We start from the raw sequence: 24,364 nt of genomic DNA, 5'->3' as shown, positions 1-24,364 counted from the left end.
CAGCCTAGCGCTGAATTGGATCGACCACTACCTCCACCGAGGTTGTCTGTCCTAGTAGGTCTACGGTAAAGCGGCGAGTGCTGATGAACTGAAGTTCCCCATCCACCGTAATCCGGGCTTGAACTGCGTAGGTCATGCGGGGATCAATGCCATCGGGGTTGTAGACCAACTCGAAGGGAATGGGCACCTGCCGCCCACCCGTGATCGTGCTCTGGCTGGCTAGTACAATGGCCGGGGCTCCGGCGCGGCTGACATCCACCAACTGCACCTCCACTACAGCGTTGGGCGGTAGGGCAATGCGGGGCAGGTAAGCCACCGTACCGCTGACGGTGGATCGATCTGTTTGCACGGTGCCATTGACCTCCAAAGTTTGAGATCCATCGCGGGCCACGCTGACCAGCACTGAAGGACTAGTTTCAGATCCACTGTACTCGTAGCGGGTGCCCGAAACAGAGGAGACGGCTATGGCCCGTCCGGCGTCTACCTCCAGCCGCCCGGTTTGGCGGTTAAACAGATTGACATGGGGCTGGCCCGATTGCGTGAACACGCGCAGGGCGTAGGTGGCCGTGTTGCTAAACACCAGGGTGCCATCGGGAACGCCGCCGGGAACCCGCTCTGGGGTAGGCAGTTGGGCCAGTTCGCTGAGGGTGCCACCATCGGTCACAAAGGCGCGGTTAATCACCTCGGCTTGGGTGAGCTGGGGCACCTGAATCCGCAGATTATCAATGGTCATGGGGCCATTCAGCATGATCCGTTCTCCCAACAGCACCGGATTCAGCGCCTCAGCACTGCCGTCAATGTCCATCACCGCCGCTACGTAGGTGGCTAGGGCCGTACCATCCCCCGGCAGAACGCCGAGGATCACCGCTGCGTCGTCTTTCCCATCGCCATTCACGTCGCCAAAGGCTATCCAGCCCGGTTCGTTGGCCAGGGCAACCATGAGTTCACCCGCCACCTGGTACTGGCCATTGGTCAGCGTCACCGTGGTGTACACCGAGTCCTGCACCCCCGTGGACGGCACCAGAAATGTCCCCTCCTGAAGGGTTTGCCAGCGATTACACCAGGCTTGTTTAGCCGGAGTAAACACTTCACGGGTGAGGCAGTTGTGCCATTCAGGCTCGGCTTGGGCTTGGGCCGATTGACCCAGGTTGGATAGCCCCAGGGCCAGCCCCAGGCTCAGAATTCCTAACCCTAGGGCTGGCTTGAGACGACGGATCACAGCAGTTTGCATCATGGTTGACCTCACATCCACAGCATTGACGATTTTTAGGCAAGTCCTCAGTCATGGGGCCGCTTCTCAAGCCCCACTGACGGGAATTGGGCCGGGGATCGTAGGAGAATGATGGCCTACCTGCCCTGCCACCTCTCACTCTACCGAGGGTGGACAGGAGATGCTCAAAAGTTACTGAAACGGTAACAGGTTTCGCTAAGATTCTGGGTGAAGCGGGCGTTTATCGGTGGTTTCTCCGGTGCCGCTATCCACCTGTCGCCAGGGGTAGCTATTGTGCCGTGGCTTGCCCCCCCCAAGCTGCGTTATCATCCAGAATACATAGCTGTAGGGTATACCGAGGACTGCAATGCTGGAGGGGTCATTACTGCAACGGTTGGTGGATGGGCGCACCGAACCGGAAACTACGCCCCTTAACTACGGCGTGTACTACAAAAATACCCTGGTGGCCCTCTGCCATGCCCTAGAGGACTGTATTCTCACCGCTGACTCCGATCCCCTGGTCATCACGGCCTTTCAGCGGGGCAAGTGGTACCTAGAAGAGGCGGAGCGCTACGCCGCCCTGGCCGACCGATCCCAGCAGATTGTCATCATGGCGTCTCCAGAGGCGGGCTTTCACGATCATCCCACCAGCCAGCGCCAGAATGTAGCCCTAGTCGATTTGGCCGATAGCGACCCGGTGGCCCAGGAATGGCACCTGATGATTCTCTCGCCGGAGTACAGCGCCATGGTGCTCTGCCAAGAACTATCCGAGGCTGACTATGGCAAAACCGGACTGCCCAGCAACGACCTAGAGCGCAAGTTCTACGGGTTTTGGACCTTTGATGCCGCCCTGGTTTGCCAAACGGTGGAACTGGCCATCCAGCATATCGGAGGCTATGATCCGGCCCTCCAGGCCCAGCTTTCACAACAGCTTGACGCCCTGCGCCAGCAGACCCCCGCCCAAACGTGCCCCGATGCCGTTACCGTGAGCCGCACCGTGACCCAGGTGGTGCAGTATCTGCAAACCAGCCGCGATGACTTGCAGAGTAATCTCACCTTTAACTGGGCCGAAGATCTCGATCACAACCTGTTTTCTAACGAGCTGCAAGCCTTTTTACGCATGGCCCAGCTCGTAGACCTGAGCGATCCCATCAACCCCCTGGCGGGCAGCGAAGTGGTGGCCCTGCTAGAGATGATGGGCCAACTGCTCGATCTACCCGCTTGGCAAATTCAGCGCCTGCGGCTGGCCGGAATGCTACACCGCATTGCCCCCACCGCCGAAGTTCTCGCCCTCGGCCACGAGGCCCCCAGTTGCCCCCTGGTGGCTGAGGTTCAAGCCCTGCGGCTGATGCCCCGAATGCGCGCCATTGCCGCCATCATCACCCACCAGGGCGAACGCTGGGACGGGCAGGGCTATCCCGCTGGCCTAGCGGGAGACAGCATCCCCCTAGAGTCGCGCCTGTTGGGTCTGGTGGCCGAGTTTCAGCGCCAGGTGGCCCTCAAGGGCTACGATCCATCCGGTCAGGGGCACGCACCAGACCCCGCTCAGACCATGGCTAACATCACAGAAGTCTTGGGGAACTTTCAGCAGGAAGCAGGGCAACGGTGGGATCCTAAACTCGTCGAAATTCTGAGCCTGTTGGTGATGGGGCTACAACAGGGCATGAGCCTGCCCACCATTCCCACTAAAATCACCCTAGGCGCTGGCTTACTCAACCCTGAGCTTGCCGATCCCAGGACGGTCTTTGCCGCCACTGCCCAGTAATCTGTCCCCACTGCCCTCCTCCCCATCCCAAACCCATGGCCCCTGCGACCGCCGACTCTCTGGATCTAACCGCCCTCAAGGCTGGACAACTGCGCCACTTGCCGGGGGTTGATCTAGCCGATGAAGATTTATCTGGGGCGATGCTGGCCGGGGTACATTGGCCAGGGGCCACCCTCGTCGGAGCCAACCTCAGCCGTGCCAACCTGCACCAAGCCCACCTAGAGGGAGCCAATCTGATGGGCGCTAGCCTAGCAGGGGCCGACGGGCGGGCCAACCTTTGGGGGGCCAACCTGATGCAGTGCGACCTCAGCGGGGCCGATCTACGGGGGGCCAACCTGCGGGGGGCCAACCTGATGGGAGCGCGGTTTGGCGGGGGCAGTTTGGCGGGGGCCTTCCTGAGTGGCTGCACCCTAACCGGGGTGAACCTGCAAGGGGTAGATTTACGCGGTGTAGACCTGCGGGGAGCCAACCTTAGTGAGGTAAACCTGCGGGGAGCCGATCTGTCTGGGGCCGATCTCTCCGGGGCCAGACTAAACAATGCCAACCTAGAGGAAGCCGACCTGCACCAAGCCAACCTAGCCGGAGCATCCCTCTCTGGGGCCAACCTCCTCTGCGCCGACCTCACCCAGGCCCGGCTTGAGGGCGTGATCACCACTGGAGCCTGTCTGATCGGCACCGTCCTGAGCGGTAGGGCCAAGGGCTAAGTCCGCCTGGGGCGATTTGGGGCTAGGGCTGAAGCACCGATCCTAGTGCTTCGGTGGAAAGGGTAGTGCTGAGGTAGAGGGGATAGGTCTCACCATTAATGGCCTTGACGAACGCCGCCTGCACCATGGGCCGAAAGCGTTCATCCTGATTGAGGGTCATCTGAAAATGCGCCAGGGCCAGGATCTTCATGGCTTCCTGCGCCAGGTCGGGGCGGGGGCCAATGATGTCTGGTGGCAGGGCAATGGGTTGGTCGCTGGCCTCAACATCGCCAATCACCGAAAAGTGAGTGCCCTGCCCCAGCAGCACCAGGTATCGTTCTGGCGTGGAGAGCCAGGTGAAGGGCAGGATTTGCTCAGGAAAGGCCGGGGCTACCGTGTCAGCGGCACTGCTGACCACCATGACCGGAATGGTGACGCGCTGAAAGCCCCCTGGGCCAAACAGGGCACTACCCACAGGGTTCATGGCCAAAATGGAGTCCACCCGCGCATCCTGAAGGGTTTGCTGGGGATCGACTAAGTTGGTGGCCTGACACTGCAACAGCAGCGACGGATTGAAGGTCAGCACCTCCGGCGGGCATTCGCCATGGAGGGTGTTGAGATCAAAGGTGGCCCCCGCTAAGGCTAGGGCCGTATAGCCTCCAAAGGATTGCCCCACCACACCAATGCGGTCAAAGTTGAAGCGCACAGGCAAGACCGATCCGTGGGCCTGGAGGGCTTTGAGGGAATCTATCGCGAGGCTAATTTCCTGGGGGCGGCGGAGAAATTCCTCATCGGGCACCACGTCGGCGGTACGCCCCTCCAGCAGAGCCATGAGCTGCTCGTCATTGCTGCCAGCATGGTCAATGGCCACCACCGCAAAGCCAGCGCTGGCCAAATCGTTAGCCAGGTAGTCGTAACTGTGGCGATTGCTACCCAGCCCGTGGGAAATCAAAATTAAGGGAAAGCCCTGGGGCGGAGGAACTTGTCCGGGTGATACCTGGGGCAGGTAAAGGTTGGCTGGATTGGCTAAGCCAGGTAGGTTGCGGCTGATTAGGTTGACTCCATAAATGCGGCTGTCCTGCCGCAACTGATGCAGGGCGTCCAACTCTGCTGGGGTGAGGGGATCGGCCTCCGCCTCCTGGCGAGACAGGCGCTGCACTAGGTCAACCGCCTGGGAAGACTGGAAAATAGCCCGGTTAATTTCGGAGGCCACGGCAAAGCCCTCCGCCAAGTCGATGCGAATGGCCTCCAGGGGATAGGCCCGCAGCACATCCAAGAGCGTGACCCCGCTCTCGACCCGCACCGCCCCTAGGATAATGGCCGCTCGCAGGGCCGAAAAATCCCCCACCCGCGCCGGAGTCCGCACTACTCTAGTTAGTTCTTGCAGCAGCCGTTCCCCCTGCTGGGTATAGAGAAACTGGGCAATGCCCACCGGACGTAGCATCTCAGCGGGGGTGGCCAACACCTGTCGAGCCTGATCGAGCTGCGCCTGGGGGAGCCTAAAATGGCGGTTATAGGCTTGAAGCTGGGGCGTGAGGTGCCCCGTGGCCACAAAGGCTTCAATGTCGGCAATGGGAATCGTGCGTTCTAGGGCACCGTAGGAAATAATCAGCCGTTCTGCGGCCCGACTGGGCACCGCCACCAGGCACAATCCTGCCGCCGCTAAGGACGCCAGTCCCCAGCGCCACCGTCGCCAGGGGCGACAGCATCGGGGGCGAAGCCTGGGCTCCGACGGCGGGCAATCCCTAGGGAGTAGCGCCATGATCAATCACCTGATCCAAAAATCCTTCACAGGCATCAAGGAGCAGCTCAATGACGTAGGTAAACCCCTCAGGGCCACCGTAGTAGGGATCGGGCACTTCCCGGTCGGTGTGGGTACGGCAAAAGTCGCACATCAATTTGACCTTGTGGCCGTAGACTTGGGTGACATCCTGGGCCAAAATATCGCGATAGTTTTGGGCATCCATGGCTAGGATCCAGTCGAAGCGCTCAAAATCGGCGGGATCAAACTGGCGGGCTTGTCCTCGGAGGGTGATGCCAAAGTCCTTGGCGGCGGCGGTCATCCGTCGATCTGGTGGACTCCCAATGTGGTAGCTGGCGGTTCCGGCTGAATCGCAGGTGACGCGATCCGTCCACTGTCGCTGCTGCACGAGATGGTTCATGATATTTTCGGCGGAGGGCGACCGACAAATGTTGCCGAGGCACACAAATAATACGCGAGTGCTCATAGCCATTCAGGAAGGGATATGCAGAATAGAGGATCAAAAACATGCAGAGCGGTGACTAGGCCCTCAAAACTCACCCGTAGCGAGATTCTCGTCAGCGACCACGGGGGATATCCAGGGTAGTTGTTAGAACCAGGGGCCACGCACGGGCAGACACCGAAACCCATCTACCGCAAGAGCCTCTTGGCCTGACGCCCCTAGGATGAGGCCCTAGCCACGCCATCCCCAGCCCCTAGAGCCCTGGGAGATTGAGCCCCCCAGTCAGTTCCTCCATCTTGTCGCGCATGGTGGAGGTGGACTTTTGATAAGCGTCTTTCATGGCCGCTGTGAGGAGATCGGACAACACCTCCGCGCCTTCGTTCATCGCCTCCGGGGCAATGGTGACACCACGGGGTTCTTGGTTGCCGCTCATGATCACCTTCACCAAGCCACCACCCGCTTCCCCTTCGATCTCCATTTGTTCGAGATCTTCCTGAAGTTGCTTCGCTCCCTCTTGAATTTGCTGGGCTTTTTTGAAGGCTTCGGTGAGCTCCTTCATTTTGCCTAACCCAAACCCAAATCCTTGACCTTGTGACATGGAGTTACTCTCGAACGAACGGCTAATGTGAATCTAATGTCAATCTGTGCCCATGGGCTTTCTGATTTTAGCGCCCAGGGGGATGGTCTAGGGGCTTAGGGAGAGCGGTTTACCGTCCGGCAGACGGGGGATGTCTCAACTTTTGACAGAGCGCGGGCAGAATTCGGGCTTCTGGGTAGCCTAGAGGCAGTAGGCGTAGGGAGATACCCATGACGGAACCGATTCCTGAACTGGTGATTGAGGCGGGGCGCACAGAAGCCCAGTATTTTCGGGATCTGTGGCGCTACCGGGAGCTGTTTTACTTTTTGGCATGGCGGGATATCTTAGTCCGCTACAAGCAAACCGCCGTGGGGGTAGCCTGGGCGCTGATTCGGCCCTTCCTGACTATGGTGGTGTTTACCGTAGTGTTTGGTCGCCTCGCCAACCTCCCCAGCGAGGGAGATGCGCCCTACCCGATCCTGGTGTTTTCGGCCATGCTGCCCTGGCAGTTTTTTGCCAATGCCCTGGCGGAATGCAGCAACAGCCTAATTACCAACGCTAACCTGATTTCTAAGGTGTACTTTCCCCGGCTGGTGGTGCCCACCAGTGCCGTCATCGTCAGCTTTGTAGACTTCTTAATTTCCGGCATTATTCTGCTGGGGCTGATGGCTTGGTACAATGCCCTGCCCTCCTGGCGCATCCTCACCCTGCCCCTGTTCACCGCCGTTGCCTTTGCCGCTGCCATGGGGGCGGGGCTGTGGCTAGCCGCCCTCAATGTGCAATACCGCGACTTTCGCTACGTCGTACCGTTTTTGGTGCAGTTTGGCCTCTATATCCTGACTGCCTGACACATCTTTATGCGGCCTCCCAAGGGGGTAGCTGACAGCGCATGGACTGGATCCTAGAGAACCAGATGCGGTCATAATATCGGGCTTCTGCCTTTTTAGATGCAAAACAGGGATCTGGGTCAACGGTCAATAGGGGGATGGGGTTGAGCAACGGACGCCCTTTGTTGACCACCCCTCTAAGCCAGCGGAGGCCGATTTTGAGATAGCTGATGCCCCGTGTCCAATGAGGGTCAACCTGAGAGCGGAGACCGTCGAGTTGAGCGGCCATGCCCTGGGTGGTGCCATAGAGGATGGCGACTGCCGCGACGAGGTAGAGACGTTCGAGGGCTTGGGCGGAGCGGATGCCGGAAGATTCGAGGGCAAAGGCCCCGGATTTTGAATCGAGGAACAGTTCCTCAACTCGGAACCTGAGGGCATATTGCCACAGGGTATTGAGGGTCGGCGGCTCATCGGTGATGACCGCCCAGGGCTCCTTAACGCCTTTGACGTTAGCCAGAACCAGGTTGCAGCGCCAGCGCCCATCGGCCCACAGGCCAATGCCCTCATAGAAACGAACTTCGCCCTTGGGGGGCCACAGAACACCTACCTCAATCGGCTGACGGCGGGGGCCATGCACCACCACATCACTGGGCAAGCGTAAAGCATAGTGCCATCGACTGTCGCTGAGCCACGCCAGCAGGTCATGGTTGGCAAACCCTCGGTCGGCTAACAGCATCACATCGGGATAAGCCTGCAACAGTCGATGGGCTAAGCGCAGCATCGGCAAATACCGTTGGGCACTGACCGTGGCACTAGGATGCTCTAACACCCGCCACAGCAGGGGCACCGCCCGCCCACAACAGGTCACGGACAGGTGAATCATGCAATACCGATTCCACAGCACCGTCGTATCGAGGGCTAGGTAGAGTCGCCGTCCTTTCCACCGATGAATCGCCGCTAACGCCAAGGGCACGTACAGACTTTTAATCCGCACCCGGTGATTGCTCATAAACCGTTGCCATCGTCGTTCGGTGCTTTGCGCTTGGCGGGCGCGACTGGGAACATAGGCCTCCCACTCCGGCAGGCTCAACCGACCACTGCACACCAGCGCCGTCACCATCCACGCCAGCGCTTTGAGGTGCCGTAAATCCCGACGATGGCTATATTGACGCAGCAAGGACAGCACTTGATCATAGAGACAGGTGGTGGATGACATGGCAAAGACCCTGAAATACGCAAATTCCAGCGTCTCATGTCACCTCACCTTTTCCCCTCCCACCACGAGGTTTCAAGCCTTTCACCCACTTCTGTCAGGCAGTCAGCTCTATATCTCCCCGGTGGGTTTCAGTAGCGCCATCGTGCCCGACCGCTGGCGATTGCTGTATTCCCTCAATCCCATGGTGGGGGTGATTGACGGCTTTCGGTGGGCCATCATTGGCGGTGAGGTACAGCTGTTTTGGCCGGGATTTTTGCTGTCGCTGCTGCTGGTGTTCGTGCTGCTGTTCACCGGAATCCTCTACTTCCGCCGCATGGAGCGTACCTTTGCTGATGTGATCTAGGTCGATGGGATCTAGGCCAATGGGAGTTGGCTATCCGGGATGGTGCCTCCATTCGGTAATCTGGTATTGGGGTACAGAACCCTCTGGAGAGTGAACCCATGGGCTATCGCTACGCGGCTATTTTAGGATGTGGATACGTGGGCCAAGCCGTGGCAGAACTGTGGCAAGCCCAGGGGATAACGGTCACTGCCACAACGACCCACCCAGACCGTTTGCCCCCATTGCAGAGGGTGGCGGATCGAGCGATGGTGGTGCGGGGCAATGATGGGGCAGCGGTGGCGGATTTGCTGGCAGGGCAGCAGGTGCTGCTGATCTGCGTTGGGGCCGGACGACAGGCCAACTACACCGAGACCTACCTCAACACTGCCGAAACCGTGGTGCAGGCCCTCGATCAAGCCCCAGATTTACGGCAGATTATCTTCACTAGCACCTACTCGGTCTACGGTAACTACGGTGGATCCTGGGTGCGGGAGGACGATCCCGCCAAGCCCGCCACAGACAACGGGCGCATTATGCTAGATACCGAAAACGTTCTGCTATCGGCGGCGACGGCAGAGCGACAGGTGTGTGTGCTGCGGCTGGGCGGCATCTATGGCCCAGGGCGGGAACTCGCGAAGATTTACGGTCGTTCGGCAGGCACCACCCGCCCTGGTAGCGGAGACGAGGCGAGTAACTGGGTTCACCAGGAGGACATTGTGGGGGCCATCGACTGGGCCAAAGATCAGGGCCTCAGCGGGCTCTACAACCTGGTGCAAGACGAAATCCCCACCGTTCGCCAGTTGATTGACCGGGTGAGCCAAACCTACGGCCTCGCCCCCACCCCGTGGGATCCCACCCAGCCCAGTGCTCGTCCCTACAACGTGCGAGTCTCCAACCAAAAGATCAAGGCCGCTGGCTACACTTTCCAGCACCCCACCTTTGGCGATCTCACCGCAGACTCCAGGGATTCACCTTCATCCCAGACCCCGTAACCGCCGTCCGGGATCTATCTCTACTTGGCAGCTAGGGCAGCCAAAACATCGGTGTGGATCATGCCATTGCTGACCACCACCCCCCGGTTGTCCTCAAACCGAGCGGCCTTGCCAAAGTCGAGGGGTTTACCGTGCATGTCCGTCACGCAGCCCCCCGCTTCCTGGACGACCAGGGTGCCAGCAGCGTGATCCCAGATTTTTTCTCGGTAGTTGGGGGTTTTGGGGGAAGGCAACCGTAAATATAGAGCGGCTTGTCCCGCCGCCACCGCCGCATACTTGGCCTGACTGTCCATCCGCATGGAGGGGGACTGAATCCCCACGGCCTGGGCCATGGCACTTTGCTGGCGTTGGTCGCCGTGGCCCGATTCCACACTTTCTACAAACCGGAACCGCTCCGACTGCGGATCTTGCACGACCTGCAACGGTTGCGGATCGCCGCCCGCTAGGGGCATCATCACCGCCCCCTCACCGCGCACCGCCACGAAGATCAGCCCTTGCTCACCGCCGTCAAAGCTCAAATAGGGACAGCCCAACACCCCCACTTTTAGATCGCCATCTTCCACCAGGGCCAGGGCAATGGCGTACTGGTCGCCGCGCAGGAAGCCCTTAGTGCCGTCGATGGGGTCTAGCGTCCAATAGCGGGAGGACACCGTGCCGTTGCCGTGGTCAATCCAGGCTAGGACGTCGTCAGGGGTGGCCGTCGGCACATGGCGCTGTACCTGCGTCGTCACGGTGGCTAAAGGGGTTGCCATCTCCGGCTGGCGCAGGTCGTTGGCGTCTTCTTCGCCAACCACCGCATCCTGGGGAAACGCCTCCGCCAAGGCCCGACAGATCAGCGCCTGGGCACCAAAGTCTGCCACGGTGACGGGGCTTTTGTCGTTTTTTTCGATGGCTTCGGGCACCAAGGTTTGGCGTACGGCCTCACACAACTGCGCCGCCTGCCGCACCGCTGCCACCGCCACCTGTTTCTCCAATTCGTAGGCCATTCAACCTGCTCCTTAATCGCTATCCATCTCCAGGCCGTCGCCTGCATTAAGCCCCCCACCTAGGATTCGCCGGAAACCTGATTCTGCCGCCCCTCAAGCAATCCCAGCGCCTTCTGTCCCGCCGAGGCAGGGTCACTTCTATCTTCCATCGCGGGGGGCTAAAACGGCTGGGTCGAAAACGTTGCCATGACCCGCAGCAGGGCCTGGGTGGCCGTTGCATCCCACGATCCTTCCCCCCGTCGCCCCGATTGCAGAATAAACCGCAGGGTAAAGGCCGCTGGAAATCCGGTGACTTCTACCCAAACCAGATCCGACTCCGCATCGCAGGTGAGGGTTTCTTCTGCCATCAACACCTCTGCCATGGCCTGCATCTGCTGGGCCAACTGCTGGGCTAGGCGACAGACCTCCCCAAACTCAGGGGCTGTCAGCTCCATCGCCCAGGTCGATCCTGCCAGTAAGCCGGGATAGTGGGGTGCGCCCTCATCCCAGCCGATGCGCCAGCCCTCTCCCTCTTGGATGGATCGTTGTCCCATCGATTGCGAGTCCTTGGCGGGGTGCGGACGACGATCTACTCGCCGATGATTTCCGGCTGGGTTAGTTCGTCGGACATTTCAATGATGGCGCGGAGAACGGGCTTCATCTTGGGATCTTCGTAGTTCTCAAAATCTTCAAATCGGCGGCGCTGGGCGCGGGTGGCGACCTGGACGGTAATTCGGTAGCGGTTAGAAGCGGCTCGAATGAGTTCCTCGCTGCGGCGCATGATTTGTGTGCTGTCGAAGTGAGAGCGCTTGAGCATGGAGACCCTTACCTAGAAAAACTCAGCCCCCATTGTATCTCGGATGGATCGCCGATGGCATATCTCGGATAGCCCCCGGATGAGCCACAGATTGTCGAGCACCCCGATTCCGTGGAATCTATCGGCATTTGGCATTCTGGGTGGGCCTCAGTAATCGGGGCCATTCCACCGGGTTTTGGGGAAATGTTAACTAATTTGACTAACTCTAACGCTTGGTTGCAGTTTTGACGGAGCCGCTGATTTCCCGCTGATCGGAGTGATAGATTCGGGATCTGACCCGTGGAAACCACTAAGTCTAGGCCAAAGAAATGCAAGTCTAGCGACGTAAATCGCTGTTCTCAGGTTGATTTTCTTAGGTTTTGGTGAATTTTCCTTTTTTAAGACTCAATAACATCCAATTATCCCTGATCATACCCATGCACAACGCCCAAAAAGACTGGATTAGCGCCATCGCCATTGCCGCCCTCGGCGCTGGCGTCATTACGACATTGGCTGTTAGCCAGGGCCAAAATCCGTTCGTGGGGTTAGGGATCACGCTGTTTTCGGCCATTTCGGCGGTGATTATCGATCATCTCTGGTAGGTCGTGCCCCAGGGCAAGCAACGGCCCAGACCCATCAAGCGTCTCTATTGGGTTGCTCCTAGGGTTTGACTGGTTTTCTGAGCTGTTGCGATCCAGTGGCGCAGAATCCAGAGATTCAGGTATAAATTGACCATAGGTTTTTATCGAAATCAGCTTGTTCTAGGGGAATTTTGCCCCAAGCTCGATTTCGGTGGCGGTGTGGCTGCTGTCGGCCTTGTTTTTCCGGCCTTGTTATCCCCTATTGCCATGGCCAGTTTGCCCAATCTCGATCCTTCTCGGCCCACCGCCCCCCATGGAGTTGGGCCTCATATGCTGCGGCCTCCCCAGCGGCCTGTGTCCTTTGACCTCACCCCCAGAACATCCGCCCTGGGCCGTCAGGGGCCACAACCAGGGGAAGCAGGCCAGAGCCCTCAGGGTTTGTCGCTGCCCCTCGGAGATGTCGCCCTGATTGCGGGAGCCTCGACGGCGAAGCGTCCTACCTTTAGCCGCCACCGCCACGATGCCAACCCAGCCCTTGCCCTCAAGGTGCTTCAGGATATTCATCTGGCGGTGGAAAGCTGGCACAGCGAACTGCGGCAAACGGTGCAAATCATTCAAAACCTGTACCTGGAAGGCCCGATTGTCGATGGCTGGCTAGAGGCCACGGACGGCCCCGCCCCCTCCACCCAGGATGCAGCGGCCCTCCTGCGCCATGCCGATCCCCAGGCGCTTTCGGGCTATGTGGATCGGCTATGCGAATCCCAGGAAACTCAGGGACAGGAGAGCCAGGAGGCTTCAGCATCCGCCGCGCCGCCCAGCTACCGCCTCTGTAGCCTCAATGCCGATGGTCAGTTGCAGTGTATGCCCTGCCCACCAGAGCAAGTCTCAACCCTCAGTTTGGCCATCGCCCGCCATCAAAAGCTGCGTCAGTTGGTCGATCAAAAGCGCTACCTAGAGGCCAAGCTGAAGCGAGCCGTAGAGGTACTAACCAGCAGCCGCGATGGTTTAGGCATTACTCCCCAGGTCAGTTCGGCCCTAGAGGGCGTGCCTAGGGTCGATGGACTTACCTAACGATGACGCAGCCCAGGGTGAGTCACAGTAGATCACACAGCCATCAAACGCTAGATCAGCGTTGACATCCTCCCCGACCTAAAGGTGCGGGGATTCGCTGGAATAGCTAGGCTACGTCCAGACAGGTAGACGGTTCAGCAGGCATTGCTGGCAAGCCAGTCTTACATACCCTCCCCGTCCAGTTTGAATCTTGGGCTAGCTCCAGCCCAGATTTTTCGATGTTTTTGGCGGCATTGCCATCACGACAATGCATAGAACCACAATTCAAGCAGACCACCTCTCGGACAGAGAGATCTAGTTTGCCCCAGCGATAGCCACAGCCTGAGCAAATCTGAGAAGTGGGTTCCCAGCGGCTAATCACCACCGTTTGCCGATCCTCAATTACCGTAGACTTAGCTTCGCACATTGCCCTAAATGTCCCCCAACCAGCCTCGCTGATAGCACGGGCTAAGCAGCGGTTTTTGACCATTCCCGACACGTTGAGATCTTCTAGGGCCACAACACTGTTTTCTCGAACTAGACGAGTAGACAGCTTGTGTAGAAAATCTTTGCGAATATCGGCTTTTCTCGCTTGCAGTTTAGCGATACGGAGTCTAACCCGTTCACGACGCTTTGATCCCTTAATCCGTCTTGCCAACTTTCGCTGTTCACGGCGAATCTTGCGGTTCAATTTGTCGTAATTCGGGGAGGACACCTTCTCGCCAGTGCTTAGCACGGCAAAAGTTTTGATTCCCAGATCCACGCCGACCCCTTGGTTTTCAGGCTCGACGGTGACAGGTAGAATCTCGACTACAAAACTCAGGAAGTACCGCCCTGCACAGTCTTTGATGACCGTGACTGAACTGGGTTCAGAAGGTAGTGGCCTAGACCACTTGGTTTTTAGATCCCCAATTTTAGCCAAGTAGACCTTGGATGCCTTCAGCTTAAATGCTGTTTTCGCAAATCTAGCTGATTGCTGACTGGTCTTCTTTTTGAACCGAGGGGGACTGACCTTCGGCCCTTTACGCTCACCCTTGATCGACTTGAAGAAGTTGCGATAGGCAACATCCAGGTCTTGCAGGGCTTGTTGCAATGGCACGGAAGACACGTCCTTAAGCCACTCCCGTTCAGCCGTCTTCTTAGACAGCGTGAGCTGAGATGACAGGACACTAACCCCTGGGTATTTTCCAGACTCCTTCGAGAATGCCAGCGCATCATTGAAAACTACCCGAACGCAGCCGAACAGTTGAGCAAGACTTTGCTTCTGTTGGTTGGTCGGGTAGATTCGGTACTGATAGCGGGCTTTCATTGGTATATGCTAATTGATTAAATAACTCGCTGGATGGGAGCCATCCTTAAATAGTTGCACCATGCTTAGAAAAGATTGCTTGATGTCGTCCTCTCTTTGATTTAGGAGATCTGGGTTGTCGTAGCCTAAATCAGCAATTAAAGAATGTAAAGCCCATGAGTCATCATCTTTTCCTGTAGGACTCTCATTTATGGGAGGCGTAAACTTTGAAATCAAAAAATTCTCTACAACGTCCGGAACTTTCTTGTCAACCAATATCCAAGAAATTGAGTAGTTGTTTTCAGAAAACTGCTTTCTTCTAGAATGATTAGACAACCTTGAATACAAGTTCAAGGCTCTACCTACATAAAGAATCTTTGTGCCCTCCGCAATGAAATACACGCCACTCTGCCTAGGGTATTGTCTTGGCTTATGATTGAAACTAACGAAAGAGAGATCTAGGGGATTGAGCAACTTGGCATCTTCCAAGCTTTTAATCATTTTGCAATCTCCTTATAAATTCCCTAATGACATCGGATTGATTCCGTCCTACAGCGCGACAGTAACTAACTAATGCAAGTTTTTCGGCCTTAGTTAGCCTGATAGTGATTTTCTCGGTTTGTGCTTCCATGCCTACATTGTACAGCATTAAGCCGTACAATGACAACACCTCTAAGACGCGAAAGACATAGCGTTTCCAGTCTTTATCTACATTTGGTCTGCGTGGTGAAATACCGCAGGAAGATTTTGACCGCAGAAAGCCTTAAAACTCTTGAGGGCGCATTCTCCGATGTGGCGCAAAAAATGGGCTTTGAGGTAAAGGAGTTCAATGGAGAGGCTGATCATGTACATCTGCTCCTAGAATATCCACCCAAGCTCTCTGTTTCGCAGATGGTGAATGCCCTTAAAGGGGTTTCGAGTCGGCGATATGGGCAGGCTGGGCATCCTAAGCCCTATGGCAAGCCATCGTTGTGGAGTCCCAGCTACTTTGCCTCATCTGTCGGCGGAGCGCCACTAGATGTTCTCAAAGACTATATTGAGAATCAAGAAAAGCCGTCCTAAAAGGACGGGGTTTTAGACCCAGGTTTTTGATAAGTAGAATGGCTAAATTAAAATTAAGTTTGGCTCCGGGTTTCGACTGCGCTCAACCCTCCTGTTGCCTTGGGGGGGCATTAAGCGAAGTCGAAATGCGTTTTACCCATAACTGTAACCCTGTACTCAGACAAACGTCCTAGGAACCCGAACGGCGGCGGCGGCTGGGGAAGTCGTCGTCGTCGGCCTTGGGTTTATTGGGGATGTCGGGTTCAATCAGGCGGGCCAGACCTTCGGTGAGATTTTTAGGATCCATAAAAACAACCTTGGAGTTTTCGCTGGCCCCCAGCTTTTGGTTGGCTTCGACGTAGTCTTGGGCGATCAAAAATTGTAGGATGCTGGGGGCATTGTCCCGCTGTTGCAGCGCGTCAGACAGCATTTGGATGGATCGCACGGTGGCTTCGGCTCGTTTGATGGCGGCTTCCTGATCCCCCTGAGCTTTGAGGACGGTGGCCCGTCGTTCGAGTTCAGCGGCCTGCTGCTTTTGCATAGAGCGGCGCACTTCTTCGGGGGGGACAATTTCCTGCACCTCCACCCGCGTCACCTTCACGCCCCAGGGTTCGGTAGCTTCATCGAGTTGGGAGAGCAGCGCCCGGTTCAGCTCATCGCGGGAGGAAAAGGTGTTTTCAAACTCCATTTTCCCAATTTCTGAGCGCAGGGTGGTAATCACCAATTCTTGGATCGCTTTCTCTACGTCTTCAATGGCGTAGTAGGTCAGTTCTAATTCTAGGATGCGCCAATAGACCACAGCGTCCACCTCTAGGGAGACGTTGTCCTTGGTGATGGCTCCCTGTTTGGCCACATCAAGGATGCGTTCCCGCACGCTGTCTTTGAGGCGGATGTAGTCGAGCGTTGGCACAATAAAATTCAGGCCGGGCTTGAGCTTACGGTGGTAGCGGCCTAGGCGTTCCACCAGCGCTTCTTCGCCCTGGTTGATAATGCGCACCGAGCTAATTAAGTAGCCGATGATAATAAACGAGAGAATCCCAATTACTGACGGCACGGGCTAATTTGGGCCTAGGGTGAACACCACGGGGAAGGAGTCAGGCGCTTGGATTGGGGAAACGAAAAAGGATGGGGCCTAGAACTGAATCCCCACACCACCTTGGACAGAGATGGCGGTGTTGCCCCCATCGCGGTAGGCATCGAAGGCAAAGATGGCATTGCCGAAGGCCACCAGGTTACTGTTGGGGAACATGTAGTCTACCCCAGGTTGCAGCACGAAGGCGGTTTTGTCGCCCACAACGCTGGGGGTGTTGCCGCCGCTCGGAATGGAGACCCCGGCCCCAATGTAGGCGTCGGCATTCCAACTGAGGGGAAAATCGTAGGAGACCGTGGGCACGACCGCAAAGCTATCGCCAAACACAAAGGCCTGGGCACGGGCGGAAATGGGCATAGTCAGGAAACGATAGCGTCCGGCGATTACCCCTTGGATACCGCTACCATCATTGGTCGCCGCATCACGGGTGAGGCCAACCCCAGCCCCTAGGCCCACATAGCTACCATAGGCCACCTGAGCCTGAGCAGCCTCTGGACGCAGAGCCAAGCTCCCTGCCACGACGGTCGCCAACAGCGAAGCATATGCTGTCTTTTCGATCCAACACCCAAGGCGGCTCATGTGTCTTCTCCTGAACACTTGCCGTTAAGCTTACTCTATGGCCAAAATTTCGGCACAACTATTTCAGGACATTTAACCACCGCCTTCGTACTGAGACTCCCCAGCCCAAAGGCCCAGGGAGTCTCAGGCTAGGGCTACCGCATCGTAACAAACTCCTCGGCAGAACTGGGATGGATGGCGATGGTGGCATCAAAATCGGCCTTGGTGGCCCCCATCTGCACGGCAATGGCTACGCCCTGGATGATTTCGGCGGCATAGTCGCCTACCATGTGTGCCCCCAGCACTTTGTCCGTGGGCTGATGGACGATCAGCTTCATCAGGGTGCGGGCTTCCATACCGGGGATGGTGTAGTACATGGGCCGGAAGCGGGATCGGTAGATTTTGATGGTCTCCTCGCCGTACTTGGCCTTGGCCTGTTCCTCAGTCATGCCCACGGTGCCCATTTCGGGGGTGGTGAAAACGGCGGTGGGCACAATGGCGTGGCTCACCAGACCGGGCTTATTGCCAAATTCGGTATCGGCAAAGATGCGTCCTTCCTTGATGGCGACGGGGGTGAGGTTGACCCGGTCGGTGACATCGCCCACGGCAAAGATGTGGGGCACGGCGGTGCGGTGGTGTTCATCCACAACAATTGCCCCCTGGTGGGTTTTAACCCCTGTATTGTCTAGGCCGAGCCCCTGAATGTTGGGGCGGCGTCCGGTGGCGGCTAGGCTGACGGCATCGGCGAGGATGTGCTCTTGTTTTTCGGGGGTGGCGATGGTGATGTCCACGCCTGTTTCGGTTTTGTGGATGGCGATCAGTTCGCAGTGGGTCATCAGGGTGATGCCCTGCTGGGCCATGGCGTTTTGAATTTCGGTGCGCAGTTCCTCGTCAAAGCCGCGCAGAATTTTGTCGCCCCGAATCACCTGCACCACTTCGGTACCCAGGCCGTTGAGAATACAGGCAAACTCGCTGCCGATGTAGCCGCCGCCGAGGATCACCACCCGCTTGGGCTGTTGGGGCAAATGGAAAATATCGTCGGAGGTGATGGTGTACTCAATGCCGGGAACGTCGGGCTTGACGGGCTTGCCCCCCACGGCGATGAGGATTTTTTCGGCGGTGATTTTTTGATCGCCCACCTCCAGGGTGTGCTCGTCCACAAAGCGGGCATAGTGCGGGAAGAGTTGCACCGAGGACTTGTCCAGCATGGTTCCATAAATGCCGTTGAGGCGGGTCACTTCCGTATCCAGCGCCTGGATCAACGTGGGCCAATCGAAGTGACGGTCGCCCACCGTCCAGCCGTAGCCCGCCGCCGCCTCAAACTGGTCGGGAAAATGGGAGGCGTAGACCATCAGCTTTTTGGGAACGCAGCCCCGATTCACGCAGGTGCCGCCTAGGCGTCCGGCCTCGGCCAACCCCACCTTGGCCCCATATTCGGCAGCGCGGCGAGCGGCGGCAATGCCCCCCGATCCGCCTCCAATCACAAACAAATCAAAATCGTAGGCCATGGTTTTACACCTCCTGGTTGATCACACTGAATTTCTAGTGTATCCAGGTTGACGGGGGCAGTGGGCCTAGTTCGGCCTGATTTCCCTTGGGTCTAATTTCAATTTGACTGAGTTTCAATTTGACTGAGTTTCAATTCGGCCTAGCTTCAATTCGGCACAATCTCGGTGACGACTTGGCCATCATTGTTAGCGCCGCCATCCACCGTAAAGATGCCCTCTTGCAAGCGACCAATGCCCCGACTGCCGTTGAGGTTTAGGGCGGGGTTAGTCTGCTGATAGTTAACCTGGCCCTCAGCCAACAGGGTTTGGCTAGGAATTGTCCAGGTGAGGCGGTCGGTGGTGAGGCGGGATTGGGGATCTTGGCGTACGGCCACCACCTCTTGGCTAACGGTAATCACCTCATCAGCCAGGTTCATGGTGCCTTGGCGGGCCGTCACTACCAAATTTTCCGTGGGGCGCACTACGGTCAGCGGTTGGTTGAGGTTAATTTGCTCCTCCTTCACCCGCCACTCCAGCGCCTCGCTGCGGACGGACAAGGGTAGGGTGAGGAACTGCATAGTCACAGCTCCCTGGAGCGTCGCCACCTGATCGGCCAAGTCCACCTGCCCACGCTGGCCTTGCACCACTTCGGTAATCGTCGTGTCCTTGAACTGCTCAACTCGTAGGGCTTCGGGGCTATCGATTTGTTCTTGATCCCAGTCCCAAGCCAGTTCTTGGGCCTGGAGTTTCAGCCAGGGTTCGGTGCTGGGGTCTTCTACCACGGTATTGGCCACCACGTCGCCCTGCAATTCCATCCGATTTTCGCGGTTAAACACCCGAAATTCGTCCGCCGTGGCCCGCAGTTGGGGGTGACTTCCGGTGACATCCTGGCGCAGCACGAGGATGTCCTCTTGGGGTCGCCACTCCATCTCCTGCCCGCGCAGGATAGCCCCATTTTGAACACCCCTAGCCACAATATTGCCGCGCAGCACGATGGTGTTGCCGTTGTCGCGCATTTCCCCGCTGTCGGCAGTGACGTTATAGATCACCTCGCCGTCTTGGAATAGTTCGCCATCGGGGCGGGTAAACGTCGCCACAGAGCGATCCGGGCTGTAGGTCGCTTCTTCGGCCTTCACCCGCCACAGCAAGACTCCGTTTTCGTCGGGTTGTTCTAGGGTCACATTGCGTAGGGTCAGCCCGGTTTCCACCTCCTCCTCCGGCGGGGGCAGCGGGGGCGGCGGAGCCAGCGGCCCGATGCCCAGCCAGTATGCGCCCAGGCCGAGTATAGCCACGACCATCCCTCCAACGGCAACCTGCCGTGCCTTTACCATCGTGATTTCCCTAGGGCTATCCCCGCACTCATGTTACCGCTACCTATCCTAGCCCCTTGTCGCAGACTCTGGCGGCAGGTCATCGGTGCCACCCACGCCGGGGGTGAGGGGGCGATAGGTGTAGTTGTGCTGGGGGGCACGGGGATTTTTGCGAATGTCGTCTTTGACCAGTTCCAGGTCAATGTAGCGGTCGGCCACGTTGATCAAGCTGTCGCTGGTCATGGATCGCAAACTAACGACCTCAATGCGGGCACCCCGATAGCTGGCGGCATCGGCGGCGTAGGCCAAATCGCCATCGCCGCTCACCAAAACAGCGGTGTCGTAATAGTCTACGAGGGCGACCAAATCGACGGCAATTTCCACATCCAAATTGGCCTTTTTCGAGCCATCGGGCAACTGCACCAAATCCTTAGCAATCACCCGATAGCCGTTGCGGCGCATCCATAGCAAGAAGCCCTGCTGCTTCTCGTTACTGCGGTCTACGCCTGTGTAGAAAAACGACCGAAACAGGCGGGATCCAGCGGTGAGCTTACAGAGTAACTTGGTGTAGTCGATTTCAATACCCAGTTGCAGAGCAGCATAGAACAGGTTGGATCCATCAATGAAAATCGCTACCCGACCTCGGTTGCCAAGCACCTGCTCAGGGGTAAAAATGGCGTCTTCGCTAATTAAAGAATGGGAATCTAGCATGGGCGTGTTATCCAGTTGTATTAAATCGAGGGTGTGTTAAAGGGGCTTTTATGGGGGCTAAGGGAATGTACCTAAGGGGACTTGTAAGGGGGCATTCAGGGAAGGTTTGGGGGCGATTTTGACCATCCTATTCAGCGTCGTTGCCATGCCCTAAGCTGTCGCTTCAGGCATCTCAATGCGCTGAAAAATGGGCTTGGCTTCTCCTAGGGGCTGACCCGGTGGCAAGGTACCCCAGGCGGCGTGTTCTCCGTAGACCAATTGATCCCCGATGGATCGCTGGTTAAAGTCCACCGAGTAGCCCAATTGCCGATAGATCTCATTACTCAACCCCGGCACTACGGGGGAAAGCAGGTAGGCCGCTAAACGTACCGATTCCAACACGGCGTAGAGTACCGATTCCGTCTCCGCCTGTTTGCCCTGCTTAAAGAGGCTCCAGGGGGCTTCTTCGTCTAGAAACTTGTTGCTCGCCTGCACCAGTGCCAAAATAGCGCTGCAAGCCTGACTAAATTTCAACTGTTGATAGGCCTCGGCAACGGTTTCTCCCAAGCCTGTTCCCATGCCCTTCAACCGATGATCATCCGTTAAAGACATAGGTTCCCCATGGGGTACCTTTCCTCCACAATAACGCGCCGCCATCTTAATGGTGCGATTTAGCAGATTTCCTAAATCATTGGCCAAATCAGCATTGAGAACGTTGATAAATCGGGTTTCATTAAAGTCTCCATCCTTGCCGAATTCAATCTCGCGAAGGAAATAATAGCGAACGGCGTCAGAGCCATATTTATCGACCAACTCCACGGGATCGAGGGTATTGCCAAGGCTTTTTCCCATTTTTAGGCCGTCTTTGGTCAAAAAGCCATGGCCAAAGACTCGTCCCGGCACGGGCAATTCCGCTGACATCAGCATGGCGGGCCAATACACGGCATGGAACCGCAGAATATCCTTGCCAATTAGGTGAATGTTGATCGGCCACCAGTGGGCGACAGCGGCTTCTAAATTGGGGGCTTCATCGGCATCCTGGAGGGCCGTGACGTAGCCTAACAGGGCATCAAACCAGACGTAGAGGGTGTGGTCGGGATCGGTGGGGACGGGAAAGCCCCAATCCAAATTGACGCGGGAAATGGAAAAGTCTTGCAAGCCGCGTTTGACGAAGCTCAAGACCTCATTGCGGCGGGTTTCGGGTTGGATGAAATCGGGCCGTTCGGCGTAGAGTTGCTCCAGTTTTTCCTGGTAGTTGGAGAGGCGAAAGAAATAGTTTTGCTCGTCCCGCCATTCCACGGTTTTATTGGGGTGCAGGGGGCAGCGGTGGTCGTCCAACAAATCCCGCTCTTCTTTAAATTCTTCGCAGGACACGCAGTACCAGCCCTGTTGTTGGCCTTGGTAAATGTCTCCCTTGTCCCACACCCGCTGAAAAAACTCCCGCACAATCACCTCGTGGCGGGGCGACGTGGTGCGAATAAATCGATCCCACTGGATATTTAACTTCTGCCACAGGCTTTCAAACCCAGCGACCACTTGATCGCAGTGATCCTGGGGCGACACACCCCGTTCTTCGGCGGTGCGGAGGATTTTTTGGCCGTGCTCATCGGTGCCCGTAATCATCAGCACGGGTCGCCCCGTCAGGCGATGGAACCGAGCGACCACGTCCGCCGCGATGGTGGTGTAGGCGCTGCCAATGTGGGGCAAATCGTTGACGTAGTAGAGCGGGGTGGTGATGGCGAAGGGGGCAGCGGTGAAGGTCATAGAACGGTGTGTAAAGGTTAGCCTTCGGGCAATTGAAAACCCTGGTTCGGCGGTAATTATCCTCCTGCCCTAGGCAAAAGCACTCAAACCGCCAAAAGGCCATCATACAAGGAACCCGAACTCCTTGACTAATCAGACATCTTAGGGAGGAAAGGTTAGATAGGTCGGCCACAGTGTAGCCCCTGTTTGGGTCGCTTTTGCCCCAGCGCCCAGAAGATTTAACCATTGCGTTTTGGGCCGCGCTGTGGGTGCCTAAACTATGCAGGCCATAGAAGACTTCCATGGCTTTCAGGGGGATAATCCGTGGGTTTCGGCCATCCCCCGCTAGAATGGAGGTGTCGAAATGCTTCATACTTTGTTACAACAAGTAGAGATGTTGGGTTGGTATTAACCTCTATGTTCGGCGGCTTTACCGGGTTCCAGCCAAACGCAGCGAATGATTTCGGCGAACGGATGATCAATTCCGTGGTCACGCAGTCCCTTCGGCATATGTTCAGCCGTAGCGATTCCATCGACGTGGCGGTGCGTTGTTCGCCCCCCAGCAAGCTCTTGCAGGGCACCGTAGACAGCTTCCGCATGGAAGGACGCGGACTGGTGATCCGCAACGAGTTTGAAACCGAAGAAATGATGTTTGAAACCGATGCCGTCGCCATTGACGTGGGGGCGGCCATCGGCGGCAAAATTCGCCTGCGCCAGCCCACCCAGGCCATCGCCCAGGTGGTGCTCACCGAAGACGCCATTAACCGCGCCTTTGGGGCCGAACTGGTGCGCCAACACCTGGAAGGGGTGAACGACGAAGCGCTCACCAACCTCTCCGGCGGCGAACCCCTCACCTTCCGCGATATTCACATCACCCTCCAGCCCGATCAGCAGGTGACGATTGCCGCCAAAACCGACCTGCCCAATAAAAAAGACGTGCCCATCCAGCTCACGGCCACCATCACCGTGGAAAAGCGGCGACGAATTATCTTCGCCAATGCCGAATTTTTGGCTGACGGCATCCCCGACACGATCAAGTCTCTCTCCGCCGTTTTGACTCAGGGCTTTGCCACCGTCCTCAACCGCATGGTGGATCTGGAGCGCTTTAACCTCGATGGCGTCCTGCTGCGGGTCAACCGTCTGGAAACCAAGGGCAATCAGCTAGTCTTCAGCGGCTACGCCCAAATTGACCATTTCCCCGGCATGGCTTAGCCATCCCCGACCAGCGGTTCAAGGGTTTCGCCTATCCTTAAGGAAAAGCCACGGCCTCACCCTGCTCTTTGCGCTATGAAAAGCCAACTCCTCAACCTCACCTACGAAATCGAGCTACAGCCCGGTGAAGCCTTCGTGTTTCCCGATGACTGGAAGCCATCCCTGGGGGCTGGACGCTGGAAAATCACCATCGAGCCTGTGTTAAACCCGGAACCTGACGCCACGGCTCCACGAGACCATAGCGCTTTCCTAAACAGTTACACCGCTGAAGATGAGGGACTTTATGACCATCTCGGCGGGTGAATTTTGGCTTGCTGATATTCCCTTTACCAATGGCAAAGCCTCCAAGAAACGGCCTGTTTTGGTGCTGTGGCTCGATGGCTTTGATGCTGTCGTTGCGGCTGTGACCTCGGCCCCACCGCGCACCCCAACCGATGTGGCCTTACAAGCCTGGGAGGAGGGCGGTTTACGGGTTCCTTCTACCGTTCGCCTTTCTCGACTGGATTGTCTAGAACAACGACTACTGATCGTCCAGATGGGGAAGATCACAACAGATGATGCAGCCCAGATTAGGGCGACCTGGCAAGAAAAAATCAACCTGCAATTTTGAGGATCTATGGCGATTGGTCGAAAGTCTTTGGCGTATGGGGCAGTCAGAGCATTTGTTTGTAAGTCAATCCCTACCCCCAGGATGGTTCTGGGGGGTGGAGTGGGCTAAGATAACCGAACAACGGGATTTTTATCTCGCTAGAGTTTT

General features: G+C 57.1%; 27 protein-coding genes. 11 read left to right on the top strand and 16 right to left on the bottom strand.

Annotated features, from left to right (window positions below; all coding sequences use genetic code 11):
• Positions 1-4 precede the first annotated feature (4 nt).
• The gene (locus GFS31_RS05420; protein WP_198807219.1) at positions 5-1,234 is read right to left on the bottom strand and encodes a YbaY family lipoprotein; all 1,230 of its coding nucleotides are present in this window, start codon (positions 1,232-1,234) and stop codon (positions 5-7) included.
• A gap of 343 nt (positions 1,235-1,577) precedes the next feature.
• Between GFS31_RS05420 and GFS31_RS05415 the strand changes: the two genes are divergently transcribed.
• A complete protein-coding gene (locus GFS31_RS05415) occupies positions 1,578-2,975 on the top strand; it encodes a DICT sensory domain-containing protein (protein ID WP_198807218.1) in 1,398 nt (465 codons plus the stop codon).
• Positions 2,976-3,010: 35 nt separating this feature from the next.
• Positions 3,011-3,679 (top strand): pentapeptide repeat-containing protein, encoded by a 669-nt coding sequence (locus GFS31_RS05410; protein WP_198807217.1) that lies wholly within the window; start codon positions 3,011-3,013, stop codon positions 3,677-3,679.
• Positions 3,680-3,701: 22 nt separating this feature from the next.
• Here GFS31_RS05410 and GFS31_RS05405 read toward each other — a convergent pair whose 3' ends face one another.
• The 3 genes from GFS31_RS05405 to GFS31_RS05395 all read right to left on the bottom strand — a co-directional run bounded on the left by GFS31_RS05405 (position 3,702) and on the right by GFS31_RS05395 (position 6,460).
• On the bottom strand, positions 3,702-5,420 hold the full coding sequence (locus GFS31_RS05405) for an alpha/beta hydrolase (RefSeq protein ID WP_198807216.1): 1,719 nt from the start codon (positions 5,418-5,420) through the stop codon (positions 3,702-3,704).
• A complete protein-coding gene (locus tag GFS31_RS05400) occupies positions 5,404-5,886 on the bottom strand; it encodes a low molecular weight protein-tyrosine-phosphatase (protein WP_198807215.1) in 483 nt (160 codons plus the stop codon). Before GFS31_RS05400 ends, GFS31_RS05405 begins: the two co-directional genes overlap by 17 nt.
• Positions 5,887-6,115: 229 nt before the next feature.
• Positions 6,116-6,460 carry a YbaB/EbfC family nucleoid-associated protein gene (locus GFS31_RS05395; protein ID WP_198807214.1) on the bottom strand — a complete coding sequence of 115 codons (345 nt, stop codon included), beginning with the start codon at positions 6,458-6,460 and terminating at the stop codon, positions 6,116-6,118.
• Between the two features lie 209 nt (positions 6,461-6,669).
• Between GFS31_RS05395 and GFS31_RS05390 the strand changes: the two genes are divergently transcribed.
• Entirely contained in the window at positions 6,670-7,287 is a 618-nt protein-coding gene (locus GFS31_RS05390; protein ID WP_317135081.1) for an ABC transporter permease, read from the top strand.
• A 7-nt stretch (positions 7,288-7,294) separates the two neighbouring features.
• Here GFS31_RS05390 and GFS31_RS05385 read toward each other — a convergent pair whose 3' ends face one another.
• The gene (locus tag GFS31_RS05385) at positions 7,295-8,482 is read right to left on the bottom strand and encodes a transposase (RefSeq protein WP_198804897.1); all 1,188 of its coding nucleotides are present in this window, start codon (positions 8,480-8,482) and stop codon (positions 7,295-7,297) included.
• On the opposite strand from GFS31_RS05385, the gene GFS31_RS05380 reads away from it, so the two are divergent.
• Both GFS31_RS05380 and GFS31_RS05375 read left to right on the top strand, forming a co-directional pair.
• Entirely contained in the window at positions 8,481-8,825 is a 345-nt protein-coding gene (locus GFS31_RS05380) for a hypothetical protein (RefSeq protein WP_317135080.1), read from the top strand. The genes GFS31_RS05385 and GFS31_RS05380 overlap by 2 nt on opposite strands.
• Positions 8,826-8,923: 98 nt before the next feature.
• Positions 8,924-9,796 (top strand): SDR family oxidoreductase, encoded by an 873-nt coding sequence (locus GFS31_RS05375; RefSeq protein ID WP_198807213.1) that lies wholly within the window; start codon positions 8,924-8,926, stop codon positions 9,794-9,796.
• Between the two features lie 20 nt (positions 9,797-9,816).
• Here the strand turns inward: GFS31_RS05375 and GFS31_RS05370 are convergent, their stop codons facing one another.
• The 3 genes from GFS31_RS05370 to GFS31_RS05360 all read right to left on the bottom strand — a co-directional run bounded on the left by GFS31_RS05370 (position 9,817) and on the right by GFS31_RS05360 (position 11,578).
• On the bottom strand, positions 9,817-10,782 hold the full coding sequence (locus GFS31_RS05370) for a 3'(2'),5'-bisphosphate nucleotidase (RefSeq protein WP_198807212.1): 966 nt from the start codon (positions 10,780-10,782) through the stop codon (positions 9,817-9,819).
• A 158-nt stretch (positions 10,783-10,940) separates the two neighbouring features.
• Entirely contained in the window at positions 10,941-11,315 is a 375-nt protein-coding gene (locus tag GFS31_RS05365; protein ID WP_198807211.1) for a DUF1818 family protein, read from the bottom strand.
• A gap of 35 nt (positions 11,316-11,350) precedes the next feature.
• Complete coding sequence (locus GFS31_RS05360; RefSeq protein ID WP_198807210.1) at positions 11,351-11,578, bottom strand: DNA-directed RNA polymerase subunit omega; 228 nt, start codon at positions 11,576-11,578, stop codon at positions 11,351-11,353.
• A gap of 416 nt (positions 11,579-11,994) precedes the next feature.
• On the opposite strand from GFS31_RS05360, the gene GFS31_RS05355 reads away from it, so the two are divergent.
• Both GFS31_RS05355 and GFS31_RS05350 read left to right on the top strand, forming a co-directional pair.
• A complete protein-coding gene (locus tag GFS31_RS05355) occupies positions 11,995-12,159 on the top strand; it encodes a hypothetical protein (RefSeq protein WP_198807209.1) in 165 nt (54 codons plus the stop codon).
• A gap of 246 nt (positions 12,160-12,405) precedes the next feature.
• Positions 12,406-13,209 (top strand): hypothetical protein, encoded by an 804-nt coding sequence (locus GFS31_RS05350; RefSeq protein ID WP_198807208.1) that lies wholly within the window; start codon positions 12,406-12,408, stop codon positions 13,207-13,209.
• Between the two features lie 106 nt (positions 13,210-13,315).
• Here GFS31_RS05350 and GFS31_RS05345 read toward each other — a convergent pair whose 3' ends face one another.
• Positions 13,316-14,497 (bottom strand): RNA-guided endonuclease InsQ/TnpB family protein, encoded by a 1,182-nt coding sequence (locus GFS31_RS05345; protein ID WP_198807207.1) that lies wholly within the window; start codon positions 14,495-14,497, stop codon positions 13,316-13,318.
• A 9-nt stretch (positions 14,498-14,506) separates the two neighbouring features.
• Positions 14,507-14,977, bottom strand: coding sequence for a hypothetical protein (locus tag GFS31_RS05340; RefSeq protein ID WP_198807206.1), 471 nt, complete (start codon positions 14,975-14,977; stop codon positions 14,507-14,509).
• Between the two features lie 159 nt (positions 14,978-15,136).
• On the opposite strand from GFS31_RS05340, the gene tnpA reads away from it, so the two are divergent.
• A complete protein-coding gene (gene tnpA / locus GFS31_RS05335) occupies positions 15,137-15,538 on the top strand; it encodes an IS200/IS605 family transposase (protein WP_198807205.1) in 402 nt (133 codons plus the stop codon).
• 169 nt (positions 15,539-15,707) lie between these two features.
• On the opposite strand, the gene GFS31_RS05330 is transcribed toward tnpA, so the two are convergent.
• From GFS31_RS05330 to metG, 6 genes are all read right to left on the bottom strand, one after another.
• Positions 15,708-16,571, bottom strand: coding sequence for an SPFH domain-containing protein (locus tag GFS31_RS05330; protein ID WP_198807204.1), 864 nt, complete (start codon positions 16,569-16,571; stop codon positions 15,708-15,710).
• A 78-nt stretch (positions 16,572-16,649) separates the two neighbouring features.
• Entirely contained in the window at positions 16,650-17,138 is a 489-nt protein-coding gene (locus GFS31_RS05325) for a hypothetical protein (RefSeq protein ID WP_225907575.1), read from the bottom strand.
• A gap of 182 nt (positions 17,139-17,320) precedes the next feature.
• On the bottom strand, positions 17,321-18,673 hold the full coding sequence (gor, locus tag GFS31_RS05320) for a glutathione-disulfide reductase (RefSeq protein ID WP_198807203.1): 1,353 nt from the start codon (positions 18,671-18,673) through the stop codon (positions 17,321-17,323).
• Positions 18,674-18,819: 146 nt separating this feature from the next.
• Positions 18,820-19,950 carry an LPS export ABC transporter periplasmic protein LptC gene (gene lptC / locus GFS31_RS05315; protein ID WP_198808050.1) on the bottom strand — a complete coding sequence of 377 codons (1,131 nt, stop codon included), beginning with the start codon at positions 19,948-19,950 and terminating at the stop codon, positions 18,820-18,822.
• Between the two features lie 81 nt (positions 19,951-20,031).
• Positions 20,032-20,673 carry an NYN domain-containing protein gene (locus GFS31_RS05310; protein WP_198807202.1) on the bottom strand — a complete coding sequence of 214 codons (642 nt, stop codon included), beginning with the start codon at positions 20,671-20,673 and terminating at the stop codon, positions 20,032-20,034.
• A 150-nt stretch (positions 20,674-20,823) separates the two neighbouring features.
• Positions 20,824-22,416, bottom strand: coding sequence for a methionine--tRNA ligase (gene metG / locus GFS31_RS05305; RefSeq protein ID WP_198807201.1), 1,593 nt, complete (start codon positions 22,414-22,416; stop codon positions 20,824-20,826).
• Between the two features lie 396 nt (positions 22,417-22,812).
• Between metG and GFS31_RS05300 the strand changes: the two genes are divergently transcribed.
• The 3 genes from GFS31_RS05300 (at position 22,813) to GFS31_RS05290 (ending at position 24,217) form a co-directional block, all read left to right on the top strand.
• Positions 22,813-23,607 carry a DUF2993 domain-containing protein gene (locus GFS31_RS05300; RefSeq protein ID WP_198808049.1) on the top strand — a complete coding sequence of 265 codons (795 nt, stop codon included), beginning with the start codon at positions 22,813-22,815 and terminating at the stop codon, positions 23,605-23,607.
• Between the two features lie 75 nt (positions 23,608-23,682).
• On the top strand, positions 23,683-23,910 hold the full coding sequence (locus tag GFS31_RS05295) for a hypothetical protein (RefSeq protein ID WP_198807200.1): 228 nt from the start codon (positions 23,683-23,685) through the stop codon (positions 23,908-23,910).
• Positions 23,891-24,217, top strand: a complete 327-nt coding sequence (locus GFS31_RS05290) for a type II toxin-antitoxin system PemK/MazF family toxin (RefSeq protein ID WP_198807199.1) — start codon at positions 23,891-23,893, stop codon at positions 24,215-24,217. Before GFS31_RS05295 ends, GFS31_RS05290 begins: the two co-directional genes overlap by 20 nt.
• Positions 24,218-24,364 lie beyond the last annotated feature (147 nt).

It is taken from the genome of Leptolyngbya sp. BL0902 (assembly GCF_016403105.1).
Lineage (GTDB): Bacteria > Cyanobacteriota > Cyanobacteriia > Phormidesmidales > Phormidesmidaceae > Nodosilinea.
This window is presented reverse-complemented; position numbering and strand designations above follow the sequence as displayed.

What these genes read in the sequence shown, in the direction of transcription:
- GFS31_RS05420 (WP_198807219.1), bottom strand. Translation starts at nt 1,234, where the DNA reads ATGATGCAAACTGCTGTGATCCGTCGTCTCAAGCCAGCCCTAGGGTTA.
- GFS31_RS05415 (WP_198807218.1), top strand. Translation starts at nt 1,578, where the DNA reads ATGCTGGAGGGGTCATTACTGCAACGGTTGGTGGATGGGCGCACCGAA.
- GFS31_RS05410 (WP_198807217.1), top strand. Translation starts at nt 3,011, where the DNA reads ATGGCCCCTGCGACCGCCGACTCTCTGGATCTAACCGCCCTCAAGGCT.
- GFS31_RS05405 (WP_198807216.1), bottom strand. Translation starts at nt 5,420, where the DNA reads ATGGCGCTACTCCCTAGGGATTGCCCGCCGTCGGAGCCCAGGCTTCGC.
- GFS31_RS05400 (WP_198807215.1), bottom strand. Translation starts at nt 5,886, where the DNA reads ATGAGCACTCGCGTATTATTTGTGTGCCTCGGCAACATTTGTCGGTCG.
- GFS31_RS05395 (WP_198807214.1), bottom strand. Translation starts at nt 6,460, where the DNA reads ATGTCACAAGGTCAAGGATTTGGGTTTGGGTTAGGCAAAATGAAGGAG.
- GFS31_RS05390 (WP_317135081.1), top strand. Translation starts at nt 6,670, where the DNA reads ATGACGGAACCGATTCCTGAACTGGTGATTGAGGCGGGGCGCACAGAA.
- GFS31_RS05380 (WP_317135080.1), top strand. Translation starts at nt 8,481, where the DNA reads ATGGCAAAGACCCTGAAATACGCAAATTCCAGCGTCTCATGTCACCTC.
- GFS31_RS05385 (WP_198804897.1), bottom strand. Translation starts at nt 8,482, where the DNA reads ATGTCATCCACCACCTGTCTCTATGATCAAGTGCTGTCCTTGCTGCGT.
- GFS31_RS05375 (WP_198807213.1), top strand. Translation starts at nt 8,924, where the DNA reads ATGGGCTATCGCTACGCGGCTATTTTAGGATGTGGATACGTGGGCCAA.
- GFS31_RS05370 (WP_198807212.1), bottom strand. Translation starts at nt 10,782, where the DNA reads ATGGCCTACGAATTGGAGAAACAGGTGGCGGTGGCAGCGGTGCGGCAG.
- GFS31_RS05365 (WP_198807211.1), bottom strand. Translation starts at nt 11,315, where the DNA reads ATGGGACAACGATCCATCCAAGAGGGAGAGGGCTGGCGCATCGGCTGG.
- GFS31_RS05360 (WP_198807210.1), bottom strand. Translation starts at nt 11,578, where the DNA reads ATGCTCAAGCGCTCTCACTTCGACAGCACACAAATCATGCGCCGCAGC.
- GFS31_RS05355 (WP_198807209.1), top strand. Translation starts at nt 11,995, where the DNA reads ATGCACAACGCCCAAAAAGACTGGATTAGCGCCATCGCCATTGCCGCC.
- GFS31_RS05350 (WP_198807208.1), top strand. Translation starts at nt 12,406, where the DNA reads ATGGCCAGTTTGCCCAATCTCGATCCTTCTCGGCCCACCGCCCCCCAT.
- GFS31_RS05345 (WP_198807207.1), bottom strand. Translation starts at nt 14,497, where the DNA reads ATGAAAGCCCGCTATCAGTACCGAATCTACCCGACCAACCAACAGAAG.
- GFS31_RS05340 (WP_198807206.1), bottom strand. Translation starts at nt 14,977, where the DNA reads ATGATTAAAAGCTTGGAAGATGCCAAGTTGCTCAATCCCCTAGATCTC.
- tnpA (WP_198807205.1), top strand. Translation starts at nt 15,137, where the DNA reads ATGACAACACCTCTAAGACGCGAAAGACATAGCGTTTCCAGTCTTTAT.
- gor (WP_198807203.1), bottom strand. Translation starts at nt 18,673, where the DNA reads ATGGCCTACGATTTTGATTTGTTTGTGATTGGAGGCGGATCGGGGGGC.
- lptC (WP_198808050.1), bottom strand. Translation starts at nt 19,950, where the DNA reads ATGGTCGTGGCTATACTCGGCCTGGGCGCATACTGGCTGGGCATCGGG.
- GFS31_RS05310 (WP_198807202.1), bottom strand. Translation starts at nt 20,673, where the DNA reads ATGCTAGATTCCCATTCTTTAATTAGCGAAGACGCCATTTTTACCCCT.
- metG (WP_198807201.1), bottom strand. Translation starts at nt 22,416, where the DNA reads ATGACCTTCACCGCTGCCCCCTTCGCCATCACCACCCCGCTCTACTAC.
- GFS31_RS05300 (WP_198808049.1), top strand. Translation starts at nt 22,813, where the DNA reads ATGTTCGGCGGCTTTACCGGGTTCCAGCCAAACGCAGCGAATGATTTC.
- GFS31_RS05295 (WP_198807200.1), top strand. Translation starts at nt 23,683, where the DNA reads ATGAAAAGCCAACTCCTCAACCTCACCTACGAAATCGAGCTACAGCCC.
- GFS31_RS05290 (WP_198807199.1), top strand. Translation starts at nt 23,891, where the DNA reads ATGACCATCTCGGCGGGTGAATTTTGGCTTGCTGATATTCCCTTTACC.